The following is a 19,260-nucleotide window of genomic DNA, read 5'->3' on the forward strand; positions in this document are numbered from 1 at the left end:
TCTGGGGCAGGTCAGGGAAGAATCCCGTCGGCGCTCAGGTGCAGCCGGCGGTCAGCGCGGGCTGCAGCCGCTTCGGAATGGGTGACTAGCACCAGCGAGGCTCCGTGTTCGCGGGTCTGGGCGATCAGCGCATCCATGACCTTGGTCGCCGTGGTCGGGTCCAGGTTGCCGGTGGGCTCATCGGCCAGTAGCAGGCTGGGCCGGTGCACCAGGGCGCGGGCAATCGCCACGCGCTGTAGCTGGCCGCCGCTGAGTTGCTGGGGCAAACGCCCGCCCATGCCCGAAAGCCCAACCGCGTCCAGCAGCGACTGCACGCGCGCGTCATCGGGCTCGTCAAGCAGCAGCAGCGGCAACGCCACGTTTTGCGCGACATCCAGGTGCGGCAGCACGTGGAATGCCTGAAAGACAAAACCCACGTGGCGCCGCCGCAGCAGCGCACGCTGGTCATCAGTCATGGCGCCCAGGTCTTCGCCATTGAGCAGCACCGTGCCTTCATCCCAGGTGTCGAGCCCGGCCATGCAGTTGAGTAGTGTTGATTTGCCGACGCCCGACTCACCGATGATGGCGACGAACTCACCGGGCGCCACATCCAGCGAGACGTGGCTGAACACGGCGGTTGCACCGTAGCGTTTGGAGAGGTTCCTGAGCTGAAGGCTCACGGCGTTTTGCCCGCATAGGCGCTGACGAATGAGCTGACGAACGCAAGCACCTGTTGCAGCGCATCGGCGGCATCACAGGCCACCACCTGGCGCTGGGGCATGGAGCGCAGCCAGGTGATCTGGCGCTTGGCCAGCTGGCGCGTGGCAAAAATGCCTTTGTCACGCAGCTCGGTCATCGGATAGTTGCCATCAAGCGCCTCCCACGCCTGGCGGTAGCCGACGCAGCGCATCGAAGGCAGGTCGGGCGTGAGGTCGCCACGCGCGCGCAAGGTTTTCACTTCGTCGACAAACCCACCAGCCAGCATGGCGTCGAAACGCTGGGCAATGCGTTCGTGGAGCCAGCTCCGGTCTTCAGGTTCAAGGTAAATAAGGCCGGCAGCCGTTGATGGCTGTGCGCCAGCAGCTATGGTTTTTGTAGCGTTTTGCTGGTGAAAGAACGACAGTGGTTGGCCCGATACGCGGAAAACCTCCAGGGCGCGTGAGATGCGCTGCGAGTCGTTCGGTGCGAGCCGGGAAGCCGTCGGAGCGTCAACCAGGGCCAGTTCGGCGTGCAACGCCGGCCAGCCTTTGGCCGCGGCTTCTTCGGCAATCAGGGCGCGCGTGGCCGGGTCGGCCTTGGGCATGTCGTCCAGTCCGTCGAACAGCGCCTTGAAGTACAGCATGGTGCCGCCCACCAGCAGCGGCAGTTTGCCGCGTGCGCGGATGTCTTCCATCAGCCGGTTTGCGTCGGCCACGAACTCGGCTGCGCTGTAGGCGTGCAAGGGGTCGCGGATGTCGATCAGGTGGTGCGGTACCGCGGCCAGCTCGGCGGGCGAAGGCTTGGCGGTGCCGATGTCCATGCCGCGGTAGACCAGCGCCGAGTCAACGCTGATGATTTCCACCGCATGCTGCTGCGCAATGGCCATGGCGGCGGCGGTCTTGCCGGAGGCGGTTGGCCCGGCCAGCGCAAGGTAGCGCGGTGCTGTGTCGTTGCCTGCGCGCACGTCAGGCCCTGGCTGCAGCCTCATGGGCTGGTTCTCCGTATTTGCGGATCACCGTCCAGGCCGTGGCGGCGATCAACACACTCCAGAACCACACGCCGTTGGTCAGCGGCCTCACCGTGCCGTCCATGTGGGTGCCGAGCCAGCCGCCCATGCCGAAGGCCACGACCATCATCAAAAATCCGTTCAGGGCCGATGCCGCGCCCGCTGCTTTGGGAAAGGGGCCGACCGCACCGCTTTGGCCGCAAGGCTGGTGCACACCATGGCCGAGCATGAAGAGGTAGTAGGGCAGCATGATGGCCCAGACGTTCTGGATACCGGCCCAGGCCAGCACGCCCATCAGTGTTCCGCCGGCCAGCGACAGGCATGCCGCCACAGCCACGGAGCGTTGCACGCCAAAGCGCGGCAACAGGCGGCGGCAGATAAAGGTGCCGGTGAGGTAGAACAGGCACATCGAAAACATGACGAAGCCGTAGTGCGTTTTGCTCAGGCCCAGCACCTTGATAAAAACAAACGAGGAGGTCGCCAGAAAGGTGAAGAGGCCGCCGTACGAGGCCGCCGTCAGCATCGAAAAAGCCAGGAATGTCGGGTGGCGAAAAATATGCGCCCAGGTGCGCAGCAACGTGGCGGGCTGCAGTGCGTGCAGGTTTTTTTGCGCCAGTGTTTCTTCAAACCGCAACGCGATGAGGGCCAGGGTGGCCGCCCCAAACACCGCGAGTGCCATCAAGGCCACACGCCAGCCGAAGAGCTCCGACAACAGGCCGCCCAATGGCGCGCTGATGCAGGCCAGTACGCCCAGGCCGCTCAGTCCTTTGGACATGGCGCGGGCGCCTTCGAGCGGCTGGTACAGGTCGCGCACGATGGCGCGCGCGCACATGACCACCGCGCCCATGGCCGCGCCCTGCACGATGCGCCAGACGATCAGCAGCACCATCGAAGGCGCCAGTGTGCTGCCGATGGAGGCCAGGGTGTAGGCGGTGAGGCCCCACAGCAAAATCGGTCGCCGGCCGAAGCGGTCCGACAGTGGGCCCCAGATCAGCTGGGAAGTACCGAAAGCCAGCAGCAAGGCGCTGAGCGTGAGCTGCGCTTGCGACATCGGCGCGCCGAAACCTTCGGTCAGCGCGGGAAGGGCCGGCAGGTATAAATCAGTGGTGACCGGCTGGATGCCCAGCAGCATGGACAGGACCAGCACGACCATACCGGGCGACATGGCAGGCGCCACGGTCTTTGAAACGGAAACATCCATCCGGCTGAGCGTATCAGACAAACACGGGTGCAGCGGCGCGGGCGCCGCCGGTTTCAGCGCAGGCCCGACTTGTACCGGGCGATGGCTTTGGCGCGCAGGTCTTCGTTGATTTCGGTTTCAGCGGAGGCCGGAACGGCAGGTGCGGCTGGCAAAGATTCGGACGCTGCGGTGAGTTTGGGCGACAAGGGTTCAGTGCTGCGAGGCCCGAAAATCTTGGACTGCGCATACGCGGCATAGCTGCGCAGGCGCTCGTCCTTGCTTTTGAGCGCCTCCTGAATGACTTCCGTGGCGTAGGGCAGGTCGTGCAGGAACTGATGGACGTTCAAGGACCGGCCGAACTCCCGCTTCATGGGAATGACCATCCGCACCGCGTAGGCCATGAGATCGGAGTCAGGCGGGGTCATGGTGAGTTGCATGGGTTAAAGGTCTCAAGGGCCGGCTCAGGCGCCAGAGATCATTTCACCGTGCTGGGCCAGGTCCAGCCCGAGCTCTTCTTCTTCCGCAGTCACGCGAAGGCCCGCCAGAGGCTTGACCACCAGCAAGATCAACCAGGTCATCACGCCCGCATAGGCGGCGACAGCGCAGGCGCCCATGAGGTTGGTCAGCACGGTGGCCGTGACCGGTGCAATTTCCTTGAGGGCGAAGACCGGCGTCAGGACGGTCCCGATGAAGCCGCCCACGCCATGCAGCGCAAAGACGTCGAGCGAGTCGTCGATGCCGGTGGCCCGCTTGAAGCGGGTCACGGCCAGGAAGCAGCCCACCCCTGCCATGCAGCCTATCACCGACGCACCGGCGACACCCACATAGCCGGACGCCGGCGTGATGGCCACCAATCCGGCAATGGCACCTGTTGCCATGCCCAGCACACTGAATTTGCCGCGCTGAACATACTCACACATGCCCCAGACGAACGCACCGACGCAAGCCGCCACCTGAGTGGCCAGCAAGGCCCCGACGGCACGTGAGCTTGCTTCAAAGGCCGAACCCGCGTTAAAGCCAAACCAGCCGGCCCACAAGAGGCCGGCGCCGATGATCGACACGAGCAGGTTGTGCGGCACCATGGGCTCGGTTCCAAAACCCTTGCGCGGACCCACCACCTTGGCTGCCACCAGGCCGCTGGCACCCGCGGCAATGTGCACCACTGTGCCGCCCGCGAAATCCATGTGGCCCATGCTGGCCAGCCAGCCGGTAGGTTGCCAGATCCAGTGCGCCACGGGGGCATACACCAATATCGTCCAGAAAGCGGCAAAGAAAATGGTCGCGCTCAGGCGCATGCGCTCCACGGTGGCGCCGATGATCAGGGCGAACGTGATGATGGCAAATGCCAGCTGGAACATGAAAAATGCGGATTCCGGCACGGTGGGGGCGGACGGGTGCGCGCCCACCTTGGCGCCTAGCAGGCCTTCGCTGAGCGCCCGGCTCATGTCGCCGATCCAGGGGTTTCCGGGCGTGAAGGCGAGCGAATAGGCAATGCCTGCCCATACCAGCGTGACCACGGTGGTGGCGGCGAAGGTGTGCGCCACGATGGAGAGGGCGTTTTTCGACCGCATCATGCCGCTGTAGAACAACATGATGCCGGGAATCGTCATCAGCAGCACCAGCACGGTGGAGATCAGCATCCAGGCGGTGTCGGCGCCGTTGAACTTGGTTGCGGCCGGCAATGCGGCGGTCGCGGCGGTCTGGGCATGGAGGGAGGTGGATGCCATCAGTGACACGACGGGCGCCAGCAGGCGGAAGGCAGGCAGGCTGCGGTTAACCGGGAGTCGGCGCATACATTCCCCTCTCAAGTTGTTTTTAAACGGGTGAAGCGGGAATGTTACATCCGGCTACAGTTTTAGAGTAAGTAAAAAATACCCAATGTGCGAAATTGTTCCGTGTTTTTTAAGCCAGTAGGTTTGTTTTTTGCGCGCTGCCGACCCCAAGCGCCTTGGCTGCGTCGTATTGCCTTGTGGGGCGGACCCTATTTCAGGTCAAACAGCTGCGCCAGCGCCTGGCGGTACTGGGGTTGGCCGACCAGGTTGGTGTTGTGATGCGAGCCGCCTGGAACCAGCAGGAACAACTTGGGTTCTGCGGCCGCTTCATAAAGCTTGCGGCCCAGGTCGGGCAGGATGAGCCGGTCCTCGCCGCCATGCACCACCAGCAGCGGGGAGCCGATTTTTCCGACCTTGCGAACGGCCTCAAAGCGCTGCGTGATCAACAGGGACACCGGCATCCACCCCCACTGGGACGTGCTCACCACATCGGCGATGGAGGTAAAGGTGCTTTCGACAATCGTGCCGCTTTCATCGCCCACCTCGGTGGCCAGGTTGATGGCGATGGGCCCGCCCAGCGAATGGCCGAAGATATAGCGCGGACGGTCGGGGTATTTTTTGGCCAGCCAGGCCCAGGCGGCCCGGGCGTCCTCGTAAGACGATGCTTCGGAGGGGAGTTCGTAGGTACTTTTGCCAAAGCCGCGGTAGTCGATGCCGAGCACCGAAAAGCCGAGCTCCTGCATGCGGCGCATGCGCGGCGCGGAGCCGTTGACGTTGTAACGCGCGCCATGCAGGTAAAGCAGCACGGGGGCCTGTGCATTGCCAGGGACAGGGTCTGCGGGGAGCCACAGGCCGTGCAGGCGGACGGGCTTTTCGCTGCTGCCGGCATTGAAGTCAATCCAGACGTCTTCCATCCCCACTGCGGCGGAGGCCGCGCCGCTCCAGGTGCGGTCGCTGGGCTGAAAGATCCAGGCCCGCTGCTTTTCGTCAAGGGTGGCGCAACCCGCCAGCAACGCCAGCGTCATCAGGAAGGAAGTAAAGAGGTGCCAGCGTTTCATGCAAATGAGTGAGTCGCGGGCTGCTCAAAAGTTCAGCGGCCGCGCATGAAGAGCGTGTCAAGTTCCCTGATACTGAGCTGTCGCCAGGTTGGCCGGCCATGGTTGCATTGGTCAGACCGTTCGGTGGCTTCCATCTGGCGCAACAGCGCGTTCATTTCGTCGAGCGTGAGTTTGCGGTTGGCTCGCACCGCGCCGTGGCAGGCCATGGTCGACAGCAACTCGTTTTGCGCCCGCTGGATCACCGTGCTGGCGTCGTGCTGGGCCAGTTCGGCGAGTACGCTGCGGGCCAGCTCCACCGCGTCGCCTTGCGCCAGGCTGGTGGGCACGGCACGCACCGCCAGGGTTTTGGGCGAAAAGGGCGTGATTTCCAGGCCCAGCGTTGCCAGTGCCTGGGCGTTGGCCTCGGCCGTGGCGACTTCCTGGGGGCTGGCGGCAAAGGTCGCCGGAATCAGCAGCGGCTGGCTGATGATGCTCGCGCCATCGGCACCGTCCATCTGGGTTTTCAGGCGTTCATAAACGATGCGTTCGTGCGCCGCATGCATGTCGACGATGACCAGGCCCTGGGTGTTTTCGGCCAGCACGTAAATGCCTTGCAGCTGGGCAATGGCGCGGCCCAGCGGCCAGTCGCCGGCGGGAAGGGGCGTGAAAGCTGCCTCGCCAGGATTGGCTCTGCCCTCAACGGCGCTGTTCGACATGGCGCCGGCGGGCGCGGGCGGAAAGCGGCTACCTGCTGCAAAACCGTTGGCACCGGCTTGCTGGGGGTGCTGTGGTTGAGCGGGCCACATGGCCTCGAAGTCCGAAACCCGGCTGCCGCCGTTTGCTACAAAATTAATAGCTGGTTGCGCCCATCCCTGCTGGGCAAAAGCCGTATTTGACTGTGAAATATCGCTGGGCGCCGCCGCGCCGGCGTCAAGGGCTGCCGCGGCCGAGCGTGGGACCGCCAGTGCGTTCTCTGTCGCGTGGCGCACAGCCTGGTGCACCTCGCGGCTGTCGCGAAATCGCACCTCGATCTTGGTCGGGTGCACGTTCACGTCCACGCGGGACGGATCGATCTCGATATACAGCGCATAGACGGGCTGGCGGTGGCCGTGCAACACGTCTTCATAGGCGCTGCGCGCTGCGTGAGTCAATACTTTGTCGCGTACATAGCGGCCGTTGACGTAGGCGAATTGCTGGTCGGCGCGCGAACGGGCCGCGTCTGGAATACCGGCCACGCCCCACACACGCACGGCCGGGAGCCCGTCGGGGCGGCGGGCACTGCTTTCGTAGCTGACCGCAACCGATTGCTCGACAAAATCGCTGCCCAGCACGTCGGCCAGGCGTTGCTGGTGGGCGTTGTCGCCTGTGGCTGCGCGCCACTGCTCAACTAGCTTGCCCTCGTGCCAGATGGCAAAACCCACATCGGGCCGCACCAATGCATGGCGGCGCACGGCCTCAATGCAATGGGCCAGTTCGGTGGCATCGGTCTTTAAAAATTTGCGGCGGGCCGGCGTGGCGTAAAACAGTTCGCGCACTTCCACACTGGTGCCGCGGCTGCGGGGCGCCGGCTTGAGTTCGCCAGTGCGCCCGTCGAGCTGCCACGCGTGTTCGTCGTCGGCGGTTCTCGACAGCAGGCTCATGTCCGCAATCGAGTTGATGGCCGCCAACGCTTCACCGCGAAAGCCCATGGTGCCCACGGCCTCCAGATCTTGCAGCGAAGCGATCTTGCTGGTCGCATGGCGCCGTAACGCCACCGGCAGCTCTTCGCGCGGAATGCCGGAGCCGTCGTCTTCCACCAGAATGAGGCGAACGCCGCCTGCCAGCAGCCGCACCGTGACCATGGAAGCGCCCGCATCGAGCGCGTTGTCGACCAACTCGCGCACCACCGAGGCTGGACGCTCCACCACTTCGCCGGCCGCAATCTGGCTAATCAGTTCGTCGGGGAGTTCGCGAATGGGGCGACGGGTGGCAGGAAGGGTCAAGGCGGTCATTGCAGCTGATTTTATGGGAGGGGTGGAACCGCCGCTGGCGCTTCAGTAAACTGTGGATTCGCCCTGTTGAACGCCATGCTGGCGTGATCCGGGTTATTTCCCATTATTCAATGGAGTTCGCATGAACCGTCGTATTTTCGTGGTGTTGCTCGCCAGCCTTGCTTTTTTTTCCGGCGTTGGAGCACGGGCCCAAACGCCTGCGGCAGCCGGCGTGCCGGTGTGCGCGCATGACGAAAGCGTGAAAGAGCGGTTTTTGCCGATTGAGCTTTTGACCGGCAGTCCGCTACCTGCCACCCATGAATTGACGATGGTGCCGGTTGACCGTGTGTACCCATTCATTGACGAGTTGCCCGGAGGCAAGCTGGGCGGGGGCGATGTGGCATTGAAGGGCCCCGTGGAGTGGCAGGGCCAGGGGGGAACTGTTTACCAGGTCTACGAGCGCAAGGTGCCGCGTGCTAACGAACGCTACGCCATGACGCCTGATCGCACGGCCATGGGCCGTGTTTACGACCAGCGCTCCGGCAACATCACCAACGAAGGAAAATACCCGATCGGCATGTGGGCTCAAGGCCAAAAGCGCAGCTATACCACTGTGTACGAGTCGCCGCGCGGCCCGCGTGTCGATATCACCTACCTGCAGATCGACAAACTGTCGTGCACGTATGAGGGTGTTGCCGGTGCCATGCAATACACCTACGGCAGCAACCGCGGCATCAACTATGGCTACATCTATGTTCCCGGAAAGGGCCTGACGCATGTGATGACGCGCGTCGGCGCCAACTGACCTGTCAAAATTGCCGCATGGAACTCGCCACCTTTCTCCTTGATTTCATCCTTCACGTCGACAAGCATCTGGAGGCCTTTGTCACCAGTTACGGTGCCTGGGTCTACGCCTTGTTGTTCATCATTATTTTTGTGGAAACCGGCGTGGTCGTCATGCCCTTCTTGCCGGGCGACTCGCTGCTGTTTGTGGTGGGGGCGATGTGCGGCGTCGGCCTCATGAATTTTCCGGTCGCGGTCGCGTTGTTGTTTGTGGCCGCTGTACTGGGCGACCAGTGCAACTACTCGATAGGGCGCGCCATCGGGCCGAAAGTGTTTCAGTGGGAAAACTCGCGCTGGTTCAACAAAAAGGCCTTTGACCAGGCCCATGCGTTTTACGAGCGCTATGGCGGCATCACCATCATTGCGGCGCGTTTCATGCCGTTTCTTCGCACCTTCGCCCCCTTCGTGGCGGGCGTGTCGGACATGACGCGCAGCAAGTTCACGCTGTTCAACCTGGCGGGTGGGGCGCTGTGGGTGGGCGGTATCGTGACGGTGGGTTACTTTTTCGGCAACATTCCCTTTGTCAAAACCCACCTGGACAAAATCATCTGGGCCATGATTCTGGTTCCCGGCCTCATTGTCATTTTTGGCGCCTGGAAGGCCAGGCGCAAGGCGATGTCTTCTGCTTCTTCAGTCTGAAATTCGCCGAAAGAAGGCTGGCCACAGAGGCCTGCGCCGGGTTGGGTAAAACCCGGTAGCCGGAAATTAATAAGTAAGCGTATTATTTATCCCGCACCCCATTTCCTGTGCGAGGACCCATGAACGCGCCGCCCCTTTCAAGCACCCAACTCTCTCGCTGGACCCAGCCGGGCTCCAGCCGTGTCCCTTTCTGGGCGTACACCGACGCCCAGATCTACCAGCGTGAGCTGGAGAAAATCTTCTACGGCGCGCATTGGTGCTATGTGGGGCTCGAGGCTGAGATTCCCAACGTTGGCGACTACAAGCTCAGCCATGTTGGCGAACGGCAGGTGCTGATGGTGCGCGACCGCATCGCGCCCAAGGACCGCGCCACGGATCACGGCATACGCGTGGTCGAAAACCGCTGCGCTCACCGGGGCGTGCGCTTTTGCCAGCAGCCGCAAGGCAATGCACGCAGTTTTGTGTGCCCTTATCACCAGTGGACTTACAAGCTCAATGGCGACCTCGCCGGGCTGCCCTTCAAGGATGGCGTGAAAGAGGGTGAGTGCGTCAACGGCGGCATGCCCGAGGGCTTTGACCTCAAAGACCACGGGCTGACCAAGCTGCGCGTGGCCTTGCTGCACGGCCTGGTGTTCGCCACGTTCAGTGAGGACACCGAGCCGCTGGAGGACTATCTGGGCCCGCAGATCATGCCCTGGCTGGACCGCATCTTCAAGGGCCCCGAAGGGGCACGCAAGCTGACCCTGCTGGGCTACAACCGTCAACGCATTCCGGGCAACTGGAAGCTGATGATGGAAAACATCAAGGACCCTTATCACCCAGGTTTGCTGCACACCTGGTTTGTCACCTTCGGCCTCTGGCGGGCCGACCAGAAAAGCCGCATGGTGATGGACGGCGAAGGCCGCCACGCGGTAATGATCTCGCGCCGCAACGAAGGCGGGCAAAATGCCGCCGTGACGGAGGGGGTGACATCTTTCAAGGCCAACATGGCGCTTCACGACGACCGCCTGCTGGACGTGGTGCCCGAGCCCTGGTGGAAGATGGCAGATCCTTCCAGTCCGGGCAGCGACATCATGCCCACTGTCACCATGATCACGCTGTTCCCCAGCCTGATCATTCAGCAGCAGGTCAATTCGCTGAGCACCCGCCACATCGTGCCGCGCGGGCAGGGCGAGTTTGATTTCATCTGGACGCACTTCGGCTTTGCCGACGACACGCCTGAAATGACGCAGCGCCGCCTGCGCCAGGCCAACCTGTTTGGCCCGGCCGGCTTTGTCAGCGCCGATGACGGTGAGGTGATTGAGTTCAGCCAGGCCGGCTTTACGCAGGCTGGCGACAGCGGCTCGACACTGTGCGAACTGGGCGGCACGGGCACCGAAATGACAGAGCATATGGTGACTGAAACGCTGATCCGCAGCATGTATGCCTATTGGAAAAAGGTCATGGGGCTATGACGCAAAGCGAACAAGGGCTGCAACGCCTGATCCTGCAACAAGAGGTGGATCAACTCAACGCCGCCTATGCATCGGCACTCGATGAAAAACGCTTTGATGAGTGGCCCGAATTTTTTGTGGAAGAGGGCCATTACAAGGTGCAGGCTCGCGAGAACTTTGACCGTGGCCTGCCCCTGGCTCTGATGGCGCTGGAAAGCCGGGGCATGATGAAAGACCGGGTGTATGGCGTCACGCAGACGATCTACCACGGCCCGTATTACACGCGGCACGTGATCAGTCCGGCGCGCATTGTGTCGCACGCAGAAGAGCCGGAAGGTGAGTTGATCAACTGCGAAGCAAATTACGCGGTCTTTCGCACCAAGCCCGGCGGCGTGAGCGAGGTCTACAACGTGGGCCGCTACGTTGACCAGGTCATTAAAAAAGACGGCCTCCTGAAATTCAGGAGCCGTCTTTGTGTGTATGACAGCGAGATGATCTTGAACTCGCTGATTTACCCGGTTTAACTCATACGGGTCAGGTGATGCAGGTATCGTAAGGAGTGGCGTGTCTTGTTAGCGCCGCTTACCAACCTCGTTGCCGATCAGTGCACCTGCTGCGGCGCCGCCCACCGTACCCAACGTGCTGCCGAAGACGGCATTACCCACCACACCACCGGCAACAGCGCCTACGCCTGTTCCGATCTGCGCATTGGTTGGGCTGGTTCCACAGCCCGCCAAGCCGATCAAGGCCGTTGCTGCTATTGCTGACATCATCAGTTTGGTCTTCATGTTGTCCACCTTTGCTAAGTGTTTCAGGCGTTGCTGCTGACCTTGCATCGTGATGACGGGGCCATGGCGTCGCCTGTAAATTCAATGTAGAAGAGCCACCCGTGCAGGAGGTGTAGGAGAAGACCGGTGTGGATTGTCGTCTCGCTACGGCCTTTCGGGGCAGTGTTTTTCTGCCCGCGGCGCCCCATGCCCGCGTGCGCAGGCGCGACTTACACGGCCCGGTTGCGCGCCAGCGGCGGGTTCTTGGCGAAGTAGCGCGCGATGCCGCGCATCAGCGCGTCGGCCAGCTGCACCTGGTATGCGTCGCTGCGAAGTTTGGCTTCTTCGTCAGGGTTGCTGATGAACGCGGTTTCGACCAGTACGCTTGGAATGTCGGGCGCCTTGAGCACCGCGAAACCGGCTTGCTCCACTTTGGGTTTGTGTAGTTTGCCGACGTTGCCGATTTCGCCGAGCATGGCGCTGCCGAGCTTCATGCTGTCGTTAATTTGCGCCGTGGTGCTCATGTCCAGAAGCGCTTTTTGCACTTGCGCGTCTTTGGCCTTCACATTGATACCACCCACCAGGTCGGCGGAGTTTTCCTTGTCGGCGATCCAGCGTGCGGCGCTGCTGGAAGCGCCTTTTTCACTGAGTGCGAAGACGCTGGCGCCTTGCGGCCGCGCCGTAAAAAATGCGTCGGCATGAATGCTGATGAAAAGGTCGGCCTGCACGCGCCGTGCCTTCTGTACGCGCACATGCAGCGGCACAAAAAAGTCGGCGTCACGCGTGAGGTAGGCGCGCATATTGGGTTGCTGGTTGATGCGGTCGCGCAGGCGGTGTGCGATCTGCAGAACCACGTCTTTCTCACGTGTGCCGCCGGGGCCGACGGCGCCCGGATCCTCGCCGCCGTGGCCCGGATCCAGTGCCACGATCACGAGGCGGTCGGTTTTGTTCTTTGCGGTGGGCGCTGCCTCGGGCACGGGTTTGGCGCTCCCCGGATTACCTGCATGCTCGGGAGCCTTGTCCTTGCCCTTTTCGGCGACAACCGCTGGCGGTGGCTTGCTGTCGGCTGGCTTGCCTGACTGCTTTGCGATCAGATCGGCAATCGGGTCGCTGTCCGTTGCGGCGTGCCTGTCCGCCAGTTTTTCGGCGATCAGGGCCTCCAGCGGATCAGCCACCTGTGTCGGGTACAAATCAAACACCAGCCGGTACTGATAGGCCGCAACGGGCGGCAGGGTGAACACCTGCGGCTGTATGGGCTGCTTGAGGTCGATGACCAGCCGCACCACGCCGGGCGCGTTCTGCCCCACGCGAATGCCCGCGATATTGGGGTCGTCTGACTTCACCTTGGCCACCAGCTCGCGCAGCGCGGGAATCAGGTCAATGCCTTCGATGTCCACAGCCAGGCGTGGCGGTTCGGCAATAAAAAACTGCCGCGCTTTGATTTCACCGTCCGACTCGATGGTGAGCCGTGTGTAGTCTTTGGACGGCCACACACGCACCGCCACAATGGTGGCGCCGCGTGCGATGTGCTGCACGCCCAGCAGCAATACCACGCTGCCCAGTTGAAGGACATTTCGGCGGGTTATGGGCTGACGCTTCATGCCAGCAGCTCCGCGCCTGTGGGCGTGTAGGCCATGAGGGTGACGGCGCGGCCGTCGTCCGGCAGGACTTCGAGGTGCAAGAGCAGGTCGGGCTGCGGAAGATGGGGTCCGGCTTTTTCCGGCCACTCCACCAGTTTGAGGCCCGTGCTGGCAAAAATATCGCGAAACCCGGCTTCTTCCCACTCGCGCGGGTCGTTGAAACGGTAGAAGTCGAAGTGCCAGATGTTCATGCCTGCATTCTGGCCTGTCTCGGGGCCATTTTTCGCCAGGGTGTAGGGCTCCACGACTGCGTAAGTGGGGCTTTTGATGCGGCCTTCGACGCCCAGGCTCTTGAGCAAGTGGCGCACAAAGGTGGTCTTGCCAGCGCCGAGGTCGCCCTGTAGCTCGATGAGTGAGCGACCGATAGCGGGATGGCGGGCCAGCGCCTCTGCAAACATTGCCGTAGCTGCCTCGTCGGGCCAGGCAATGTTTTTTACAATCGGCGGGTGCCCGCCAGCAATTCCTTGAACAGTCATCAATTCGTTTCTCAAATTCAAACTTGGGCGCGCGAGCTTGGATTTTCGCAAATTGGCGTGGCCGGTGTGGATTTATCGTCGGCTGAGCCCGGATTATCGGCCTGGCTGGCGGCGGGCTTTCACGGCGACATGCATTACATGGCAGCGCACGGGCTCAAGCGGGCTCGGCCGGCCGAGCTGATACCGGGCACCGTCAGCGTTATCACGGCCCGCATGGACTACCTTCCCGCATCGACGGACGCTGGGCCGGGTGAATGGCAGGCCCTTGAATTCAGCCGGCTGGAGCGGCCGGCCGAAGGCATCATTTCAGTGTACGCACGCGGCCGCGACTATCACAAGATCATGCGCGCGCGCCTGCAAAAACTCAGTGAGCGCATCTCCAGCCACGTCGGCCAGCTGGGGCATCGGGCCTTCACGGACTCTGCGCCCGTGCTGGAAGCCGAACTGGCCGCGCGCAGCGGCCAGGGCTGGCGCGGCAAACACACGTTGCTGCTGAACCGGGAAGCGGGCTCCATGTTTTTTCTCGGGGAAATCTATGTGGATATTGCCCTGCCGCCCAGCGAGCCGGTGACACCGCATTGCGGCACCTGCCAGTCTTGCATTGACGTGTGTCCCACGCAGGCCATCATTGCGCCCCACAGGCTCGATGCGCGGCGTTGCATCTCTTACCTCACCATCGAACATGCGGGTGCTATTCCGCTGGAGTTACGCCCGTTGATCGGCAACCGCATCTATGGCTGTGACGACTGCCAGCTGGTTTGCCCCTGGAACAAGTTCGCCCAGCGCAGCGCCTTGCCTGATTTTGATGAGCGCAGCGGCTTGACCGGGCAGCAACTGGTCACCCTGTTCAGCTGGACGGAAGAAGACTTTTTGCGGTTCACTGAAGGAAGCCCGATACGCCGTATTGGGCATGAGCGCTGGCTGCGCAATATCGCAGTAGCCATGGGCAATGCCTTGCAGGCAGTTGATCTCGCGGCGGCGGCGCATTTGCGTGAAGCCCTGCAAATGCGCGCAGCCAGCCCGAGCGAACTGGTTCGGGAGCACGTCGCGTGGGCCCTAAGTCGGTAGTTTTCCCGTCTTTACAAGTGAAATTGGCCTGCAGACCTTTAAGGGTGTGCGCGAGCAGCTATTGAATTTATAGCAAATGGCGCGTTGTAAGTTGTGCACCGCGCACTTTTTTCTAGCGCAACACGCCCAGTGCGAACGGCAGGCTGACGACACCCAAAATCGTGGAGATCGTCACGAGGCCCGCTACGTAACCCCCGTTGTAGCCCATGCGCGCCGCCAGTACGTACGCGCTGGAAGCTGTCGGCAGTGCGGAAAACGCCAGCAGGATGGTGCTTTGCACCGGCGACAACCCGAATGCCTTGCACAGGCCCAGGGCCACGACCGGCATCAGCAGGTGCCGTATGGACAGCACGGCTACCGCCAGGACTTTGGCTTGCGACAAATGACCGAACTGCATACCGGCGCCCGCGGCCATCAGGCCCAGTGCCAGCGAGGCGGCGCCGATCCGGGTCACCGTAGGCTCGAGCCAGACCGGCAAGGTAAAGCCGAGGAGGTTGGCCGCCAGACCCGTAGCCGTGGCCAGAATCAACGGATTGCGCACCAGCTCCCCCATGAAGCCGCGCTTCGCATGCCGGGCCATGGGCCATACCGCAGCCACGTTGAAAAGGGGCACGCAGACGCCAATCAGCACGGCGATCAGCTGCAGGCCCTGGCTGCCCGCCAGCCGGTCAGCCAGAGCCAACGCGATAAAGGAGTTGAAGCGAAAGGCCACTTGCGCGCTGGCCGCATGCTCACGCGAGTCGATGTGCCTGCCAAGCCATGGCAGGTGCGGCAGGCTGTAGGCCATCGCAATACCGGAAATCCCCAGCAGGATGCCGGCGCTGATGAGGCCGGAGGCGGCGCCCAGGTCCAGCGGGCTTTTAACGATGGAGTGAAACAGTAGAACTGGAAACAAAAAGTAATAAACCAGGCTCTCCACCTGCTCCCACACGGTGCGGTTAAGGGCGGTGTAGCGGCAGACCAGGTAGCCGCAAACAATGAGGGAAAAGTCGGGGAAAAGAAGCTGCGCGTAGTTCACTGGGCGAGAATAACCGCAATCCCTTCGGGTTTGCCCTTATGCGTAATCCACAACTGCGGGGCACGGATGTTGCGATTACCATTTCTGCTGTTTTTATTGAAGGACTGAACATGCAACGTCGTTTTTTGTTTGCCTATTCCGTGGTGTCCGCGCTTGCGCTGGGCGCTGCCGCAGGCCCCGTATTGGCACAGGGCTATCCCAACAAGGTGGTCAAGCTCGTGGTGCCGTTTGCACCCGGCGGAACCACCGACATCGTCGCCCGCGTGATCTCCGAGCCGCTGGGCAAGGCGCTGGGCCAGAGCGTGATCGTTGAGAACCGCGCCGGCGGTGGCGGCGTGGTGGGTGCTCTGGAAACCTCCCGTGCGACTCCCGATGGTTATGCGCTGGGTGTTGCCACGGTGTCGACCACTGCCGCCAACCCGGCCATCAATGCCAAGATTCCGTACAACACGCTGACGGACTTCACGCCCATCATCAACATTGCCGCCACGCCGAACATCATTGCGGTGCACCCAAGCTTTCCGGCGCGCAATTACAAGGAGTTTGTGGCTGAGCTCAAAAAGAACCCCGGCAAGTATTCCTATTCGTCATCAGGCACAGGCGGCATCGGCCACTTGCAGATGGAGCTTTTCAAGAGCATGTCCGGCACCTTTGTGACGCACATTCCCTACCGCGGTGCGGGCCCGGCGCTGAACGACACGGTGGCGGGGCAGGTCCCCATGATTTTCGACAACCTGCCGTCGGCGCTGCCTTTCATCCAGCAAAAACGCCTGATCCCGATCATCGTGGCCGCGCCGCAGCGCCTGGCTGTGCTGCCGGATGTACCGACCTTCAAGGAAGTGGGCCTGGAGCCGGTAAACCGCATGGCCTACTACGGCATCATTGGCCCCAAGGGCTTGCCGAAGGACGTGGTTGACAAAGTCAACGCCGGCGTGAAGAAGTCTCTGGAAGATCCGGCCGTGCGCAAGCGCATCGAAGACACGGGTTCGCTGATCATCGCCAATACACCCGAACAGTTCACAGCGCAGATCAAGGCCGAGTTTGATGTCTACAAAAAAGTGGTCGATTCAGCCAAGCTCAAGCTCGAATAAGACGGCGAATCCGGACTGGCCGGAAGCGAAATCACCGACAAGCCGCCGCGCATTCAAATGCGCGGCGGCTTTTTTGTTATGGTCGCCCTATGCAGCCAGAAAGCCAGTCCAGCATTGATGGGTTTATTGACGCCTTGTGGCTGGAAGACGGCCTGTCGAAAAACACGTTGGCGGCTTACCGGCGTGACCTGTCGTTGTACGCGAGCTGGCTGACCGCCAGCGAACAAGGCGGGCGCAAGCTCGACGACACCGCAGAGAGCGATCTCAACCGTTACTTTTCGGCCCGGCACGCAGCCACCAAGGCGACCTCGGCCAACCGGCGCCTCACGGTGTTCAAGCGCTACTTTCGCTGGGCGCTGCGCGAACACCTGATAGCCGCCGATCCGACCCTCAAGCTCCAGTCGGCCAAGCAGGCACTCCGGGTGCCGAAGGTCATGAGCGAAGCCCAGGTGGAGGCGCTCCTGGCCGCGCCCGATGAAGATGCGCCGTTGGGCCTGCGCGATCGCGCCATGCTGGAGCTGCTGTATGCCAGCGGCCTGCGCGTGAGTGAACTGGTGGGGCTCAAGACATTTCACCTCGGATTGAACGAGGGGGTGCTGCGCGTCATGGGCAAGGGCAGCAAGGAACGGCTGGTGCCCTTCGGCCAGGTGGCGCGGGAATGGATTGTGAAATACCTGTCCGACGCGCGGCCTGCTATTTTGGGCGGGCAACAGACCGACGACCTGTTTGTCACCGGCCACGGCAAGGGCATGAGCCGCGTGATGTTCTGGATGCTGGTGAAAAAATATGCACGGCTTGGGGGCATCCACTCGCCACTTTCGCCGCACACCTTGCGCCACGCGTTTGCCACGCATTTGCTGAACCACGGCGCAGACCTGCGAGCGGTGCAGATGCTTTTGGGTCATGCCGACATTTCCACCACCACGATTTATACGCATGTGGCTCGCGAACGCCTCAAGGTGCTGCATGCGCAGCACCATCCTCGGGGGTGATGTGGCCCCCACGGTCGCTCACTGCGTGTAGCTCCCTGCCCCCCGAGGGGGCCGCCCGCCTGCGGTCTGGCAAAGCCAGTCCCGCGGCTCATGCTGGCATAAAGAGTTGAGGGCGTAACCACTGGGGGTAGTTCACCAGCGGGCGCCGCGGATCCGGCTTTGCCGGGCCGCAGGCGCCGTCCCCTGCAAGGGGAAAAGGGCTACACGAAGTGAGCCCGATAGGGGTGTACCGATTTTTCGGCTTTGCCGGGCCACAGGCTCCGCCCCCTTGAGGGGGAGCAGGCTACACGCAGTGAGCCTGAACAGGGGTGGGTTTATTCCACCTGGACGGGGGTGTACATATAAGCCCGGCTGAAAGGGTAAGCAGACTGCGCGCCGGACATGGCTGCGCTATGCACATCCCCCGAAGGCCGCGCCGCCAGCATCTGGTGCAGCGAGATCCAGCCCTGCTCGAAACTCATCGCGCTTCCCGCCAGGTACAGGCGGTAGGCACGCAGGGTTTTTTCGGCACGTTCCGTGCCGCCGTCCTGGGCAAGAACCTGCCGCGCATCCTCCAGTTTGGCTTCCAGGGCGTCGGACCAGTTCCAGAGCGTGCGGGCGTAGTGCGGGCGCAGGTTCTCGGTGTCAACCATTTCGAGTCCGGCGCGCGCCATGTGTTCCAGTACAGCGCTGACATGCATCAGCTCGCCACCCGGGAAAATGTATTTCTCGATGAAGTCGCCCATACCGGCGCCGAGCTGGCGGTTTTCCAGCCCGCCTGCTGTGATGCCGTGATTCATGACCAGACCGCCGGGGGTTAGCAGGCGCATGATTTTCTGGAAGTAGGCGGTCATGTTGGCGTGGCCCACATGTTCAAACATGCCTACTGAAGAGATTTTGTCGAAGGGCTGGTCTTCAGGCATGTCGCGGTAGTCGCGCAGCTCCATGCGAACGCGCCCCTCCAGGCCTTTTTCTTCAATGAGGCGCTGTACATGCGCATGCTGGTTTTTCGACAGCGTGATGCCGGTGGCGTCGACGCCGTAGTGTTCGGCCGCCCACATCAGCAAGGCACCCCAGCCCGCACCGATGTCGAGAAAGCGTTCACCGGGTTTGAGCATGAGTTTGCGGCAGATGTGGTCGAGTTTGGCTTCCTGGGCCTGGTCCAGCGTCATGGCCGCATCGCGGTAATAGGCGCATGAGTAGACCCGCCGAGGGTCCAGCCACAGGGCATAGAAGGCGTCCGAAACATCGTAGTGAAACTGGATTTGTGAGGCGTCCCGGGCATGAGTGTGCGCGACCAGGGATTTGGCGCGGTGCAGCAGGGCGGACCACCAGCGGATGTCGCTTTGCACGGGATTGCCGGGGAGCAGCTTGGTGACGGCGCGCATCACGTCGCGCATGGCACCTTCAAGCTGGAGCTTGCCTTCGACGTATTCCTCCGCCAGGGCGCCGATCTGCCCGGCCTTGAGGCGGGCGATGCTGGACCAATGGGAAAACGCCAGTGTGACGGGCGCGTTGGCCGAGCCCAGGCGCTGGCCTTGGGGCAGCTGAAGGGCGATGTCCGCGGGCAAGCGCGGCATTTGCGTTGGGATGTCTGGAACCAGGTGCCTGATCATGCGCAAACTCCTTTTTCAAGTGCTTCCGCAGTCTATCCATCTTCGGAAAACCGTG

General features: G+C 62.3%; 19 protein-coding genes. 7 read left to right on the plus strand and 12 right to left on the minus strand.

The features are described 5' to 3' along the window. Positions 1-11: 11 nt before the first annotated feature. From ABI546_RS18605 to mutL, 7 genes are all read right to left on the minus strand, one after another. The gene (locus ABI546_RS18605; RefSeq protein WP_348048969.1) at positions 12-659 is read right to left on the minus strand and encodes an ABC transporter ATP-binding protein; all 648 of its coding nucleotides are present in this window, start codon (positions 657-659) and stop codon (positions 12-14) included. After that, positions 656-1,666: a tRNA (adenosine(37)-N6)-dimethylallyltransferase MiaA gene (gene miaA / locus ABI546_RS18610; RefSeq protein WP_348048971.1), complete on the minus strand. Its 1,011-nt coding sequence runs from the start codon at positions 1,664-1,666 to the stop codon at positions 656-658. The genes ABI546_RS18605 and miaA overlap by 4 nt, the downstream gene beginning before the upstream one ends. Further along, positions 1,644-2,885, minus strand: a complete 1,242-nt coding sequence (locus ABI546_RS18615) for a multidrug effflux MFS transporter (protein WP_348048973.1) — start codon at positions 2,883-2,885, stop codon at positions 1,644-1,646. Before ABI546_RS18615 ends, miaA begins: the two co-directional genes overlap by 23 nt. Positions 2,886-2,938: 53 nt before the next feature. Beyond that, on the minus strand, positions 2,939-3,301 hold the full coding sequence (locus ABI546_RS18620) for a hypothetical protein (protein WP_348048975.1): 363 nt from the start codon (positions 3,299-3,301) through the stop codon (positions 2,939-2,941). A 24-nt stretch (positions 3,302-3,325) separates the two neighbouring features. Next, positions 3,326-4,657, minus strand: coding sequence for an ammonium transporter (locus ABI546_RS18625; protein WP_348048977.1), 1,332 nt, complete (start codon positions 4,655-4,657; stop codon positions 3,326-3,328). A gap of 188 nt (positions 4,658-4,845) precedes the next feature. Next, on the minus strand, positions 4,846-5,694 hold the full coding sequence (locus ABI546_RS18630; RefSeq protein WP_348048979.1) for an alpha/beta fold hydrolase: 849 nt from the start codon (positions 5,692-5,694) through the stop codon (positions 4,846-4,848). Positions 5,695-5,726: 32 nt separating this feature from the next. After that, on the minus strand, positions 5,727-7,664 hold the full coding sequence (gene mutL, locus ABI546_RS18635) for a DNA mismatch repair endonuclease MutL (RefSeq protein ID WP_348048981.1): 1,938 nt from the start codon (positions 7,662-7,664) through the stop codon (positions 5,727-5,729). Between the two features lie 121 nt (positions 7,665-7,785). Here mutL and ABI546_RS18640 point away from each other — a divergent pair, with 121 nt between their 5' ends. The 4 genes from ABI546_RS18640 to ABI546_RS18655 all read left to right on the plus strand — a co-directional run bounded on the left by ABI546_RS18640 (position 7,786) and on the right by ABI546_RS18655 (position 11,082). Beyond that, positions 7,786-8,448, plus strand: a complete 663-nt coding sequence (locus tag ABI546_RS18640; RefSeq protein ID WP_348048983.1) for a hypothetical protein — start codon at positions 7,786-7,788, stop codon at positions 8,446-8,448. Positions 8,449-8,465: 17 nt separating this feature from the next. Beyond that, entirely contained in the window at positions 8,466-9,125 is a 660-nt protein-coding gene (locus ABI546_RS18645; RefSeq protein WP_348048985.1) for a DedA family protein, read from the plus strand. A 119-nt stretch (positions 9,126-9,244) separates the two neighbouring features. After that, positions 9,245-10,579 carry an aromatic ring-hydroxylating dioxygenase subunit alpha gene (locus tag ABI546_RS18650; protein ID WP_348048987.1) on the plus strand — a complete coding sequence of 445 codons (1,335 nt, stop codon included), beginning with the start codon at positions 9,245-9,247 and terminating at the stop codon, positions 10,577-10,579. After that, positions 10,576-11,082 (plus strand): aromatic-ring-hydroxylating dioxygenase subunit beta, encoded by a 507-nt coding sequence (locus tag ABI546_RS18655; RefSeq protein ID WP_348048989.1) that lies wholly within the window; start codon positions 10,576-10,578, stop codon positions 11,080-11,082. Before ABI546_RS18650 ends, ABI546_RS18655 begins: the two co-directional genes overlap by 4 nt. 48 nt (positions 11,083-11,130) lie before the next feature. Here the strand turns inward: ABI546_RS18655 and ABI546_RS18660 are convergent, their stop codons facing one another. The 3 genes from ABI546_RS18660 to tsaE all read right to left on the minus strand — a co-directional run bounded on the left by ABI546_RS18660 (position 11,131) and on the right by tsaE (position 13,441). After that, entirely contained in the window at positions 11,131-11,346 is a 216-nt protein-coding gene (locus ABI546_RS18660) for a glycine zipper 2TM domain-containing protein (RefSeq protein WP_348048991.1), read from the minus strand. 209 nt (positions 11,347-11,555) lie between these two features. Continuing rightward, the gene (locus ABI546_RS18665; RefSeq protein WP_348048993.1) at positions 11,556-12,926 is read right to left on the minus strand and encodes an N-acetylmuramoyl-L-alanine amidase; all 1,371 of its coding nucleotides are present in this window, start codon (positions 12,924-12,926) and stop codon (positions 11,556-11,558) included. Beyond that, positions 12,923-13,441, minus strand: a complete 519-nt coding sequence (gene tsaE, locus ABI546_RS18670) for a tRNA (adenosine(37)-N6)-threonylcarbamoyltransferase complex ATPase subunit type 1 TsaE (RefSeq protein WP_348048995.1) — start codon at positions 13,439-13,441, stop codon at positions 12,923-12,925. Before tsaE ends, ABI546_RS18665 begins: the two co-directional genes overlap by 4 nt. 15 nt (positions 13,442-13,456) lie before the next feature. Between tsaE and queG the strand changes: the two genes are divergently transcribed. Beyond that, complete coding sequence (gene queG, locus ABI546_RS18675) at positions 13,457-14,509, plus strand: tRNA epoxyqueuosine(34) reductase QueG (protein ID WP_348049049.1); 1,053 nt, start codon at positions 13,457-13,459, stop codon at positions 14,507-14,509. Between the two features lie 112 nt (positions 14,510-14,621). On the opposite strand, the gene ABI546_RS18680 is transcribed toward queG, so the two are convergent. Then, positions 14,622-15,527, minus strand: a complete 906-nt coding sequence (locus tag ABI546_RS18680) for an AEC family transporter (protein WP_348048997.1) — start codon at positions 15,525-15,527, stop codon at positions 14,622-14,624. 110 nt (positions 15,528-15,637) lie between these two features. On the opposite strand from ABI546_RS18680, the gene ABI546_RS18685 reads away from it, so the two are divergent. Both ABI546_RS18685 and xerD read left to right on the plus strand, forming a co-directional pair. Beyond that, entirely contained in the window at positions 15,638-16,618 is a 981-nt protein-coding gene (locus ABI546_RS18685; protein WP_348049002.1) for a tripartite tricarboxylate transporter substrate binding protein BugE, read from the plus strand. A gap of 89 nt (positions 16,619-16,707) precedes the next feature. Then, positions 16,708-17,610 (plus strand): site-specific tyrosine recombinase XerD, encoded by a 903-nt coding sequence (gene xerD / locus ABI546_RS18690; protein ID WP_348049004.1) that lies wholly within the window; start codon positions 16,708-16,710, stop codon positions 17,608-17,610. 314 nt (positions 17,611-17,924) lie between these two features. Here the strand turns inward: xerD and ABI546_RS18695 are convergent, their stop codons facing one another. Beyond that, positions 17,925-19,205, minus strand: a complete 1,281-nt coding sequence (locus ABI546_RS18695) for a class I SAM-dependent methyltransferase (RefSeq protein WP_348049006.1) — start codon at positions 19,203-19,205, stop codon at positions 17,925-17,927. Positions 19,206-19,260: the final 55 nt, after the last annotated feature.

Origin of the sequence: Polaromonas sp. (assembly GCF_039932935.1) — a bacterium.
Lineage (GTDB): Bacteria > Pseudomonadota > Gammaproteobacteria > Burkholderiales > Burkholderiaceae_C > Polaromonas.

What these genes read in the sequence shown, in the direction of transcription:
- xerD (WP_348049004.1), top strand. Translation starts at nt 16,708, where the DNA reads ATGCAGCCAGAAAGCCAGTCCAGCATTGATGGGTTTATTGACGCCTTG.
- ABI546_RS18665 (WP_348048993.1), bottom strand. Translation starts at nt 12,926, where the DNA reads ATGAAGCGTCAGCCCATAACCCGCCGAAATGTCCTTCAACTGGGCAGC.
- ABI546_RS18630 (WP_348048979.1), bottom strand. Translation starts at nt 5,694, where the DNA reads ATGAAACGCTGGCACCTCTTTACTTCCTTCCTGATGACGCTGGCGTTG.
- ABI546_RS18660 (WP_348048991.1), bottom strand. Translation starts at nt 11,346, where the DNA reads ATGAAGACCAAACTGATGATGTCAGCAATAGCAGCAACGGCCTTGATC.
- mutL (WP_348048981.1), bottom strand. Translation starts at nt 7,664, where the DNA reads ATGACCGCCTTGACCCTTCCTGCCACCCGTCGCCCCATTCGCGAACTC.
- ABI546_RS18655 (WP_348048989.1), top strand. Translation starts at nt 10,576, where the DNA reads ATGACGCAAAGCGAACAAGGGCTGCAACGCCTGATCCTGCAACAAGAG.
- ABI546_RS18620 (WP_348048975.1), bottom strand. Translation starts at nt 3,301, where the DNA reads ATGCAACTCACCATGACCCCGCCTGACTCCGATCTCATGGCCTACGCG.
- ABI546_RS18685 (WP_348049002.1), top strand. Translation starts at nt 15,638, where the DNA reads ATGCAACGTCGTTTTTTGTTTGCCTATTCCGTGGTGTCCGCGCTTGCG.
- miaA (WP_348048971.1), bottom strand. Translation starts at nt 1,666, where the DNA reads ATGAGGCTGCAGCCAGGGCCTGACGTGCGCGCAGGCAACGACACAGCA.
- ABI546_RS18650 (WP_348048987.1), top strand. Translation starts at nt 9,245, where the DNA reads ATGAACGCGCCGCCCCTTTCAAGCACCCAACTCTCTCGCTGGACCCAG.
- ABI546_RS18615 (WP_348048973.1), bottom strand. Translation starts at nt 2,885, where the DNA reads ATGGATGTTTCCGTTTCAAAGACCGTGGCGCCTGCCATGTCGCCCGGT.
- ABI546_RS18645 (WP_348048985.1), top strand. Translation starts at nt 8,466, where the DNA reads ATGGAACTCGCCACCTTTCTCCTTGATTTCATCCTTCACGTCGACAAG.
- ABI546_RS18695 (WP_348049006.1), bottom strand. Translation starts at nt 19,205, where the DNA reads ATGATCAGGCACCTGGTTCCAGACATCCCAACGCAAATGCCGCGCTTG.
- tsaE (WP_348048995.1), bottom strand. Translation starts at nt 13,441, where the DNA reads ATGACTGTTCAAGGAATTGCTGGCGGGCACCCGCCGATTGTAAAAAAC.
- ABI546_RS18625 (WP_348048977.1), bottom strand. Translation starts at nt 4,657, where the DNA reads ATGCGCCGACTCCCGGTTAACCGCAGCCTGCCTGCCTTCCGCCTGCTG.
- ABI546_RS18640 (WP_348048983.1), top strand. Translation starts at nt 7,786, where the DNA reads ATGAACCGTCGTATTTTCGTGGTGTTGCTCGCCAGCCTTGCTTTTTTT.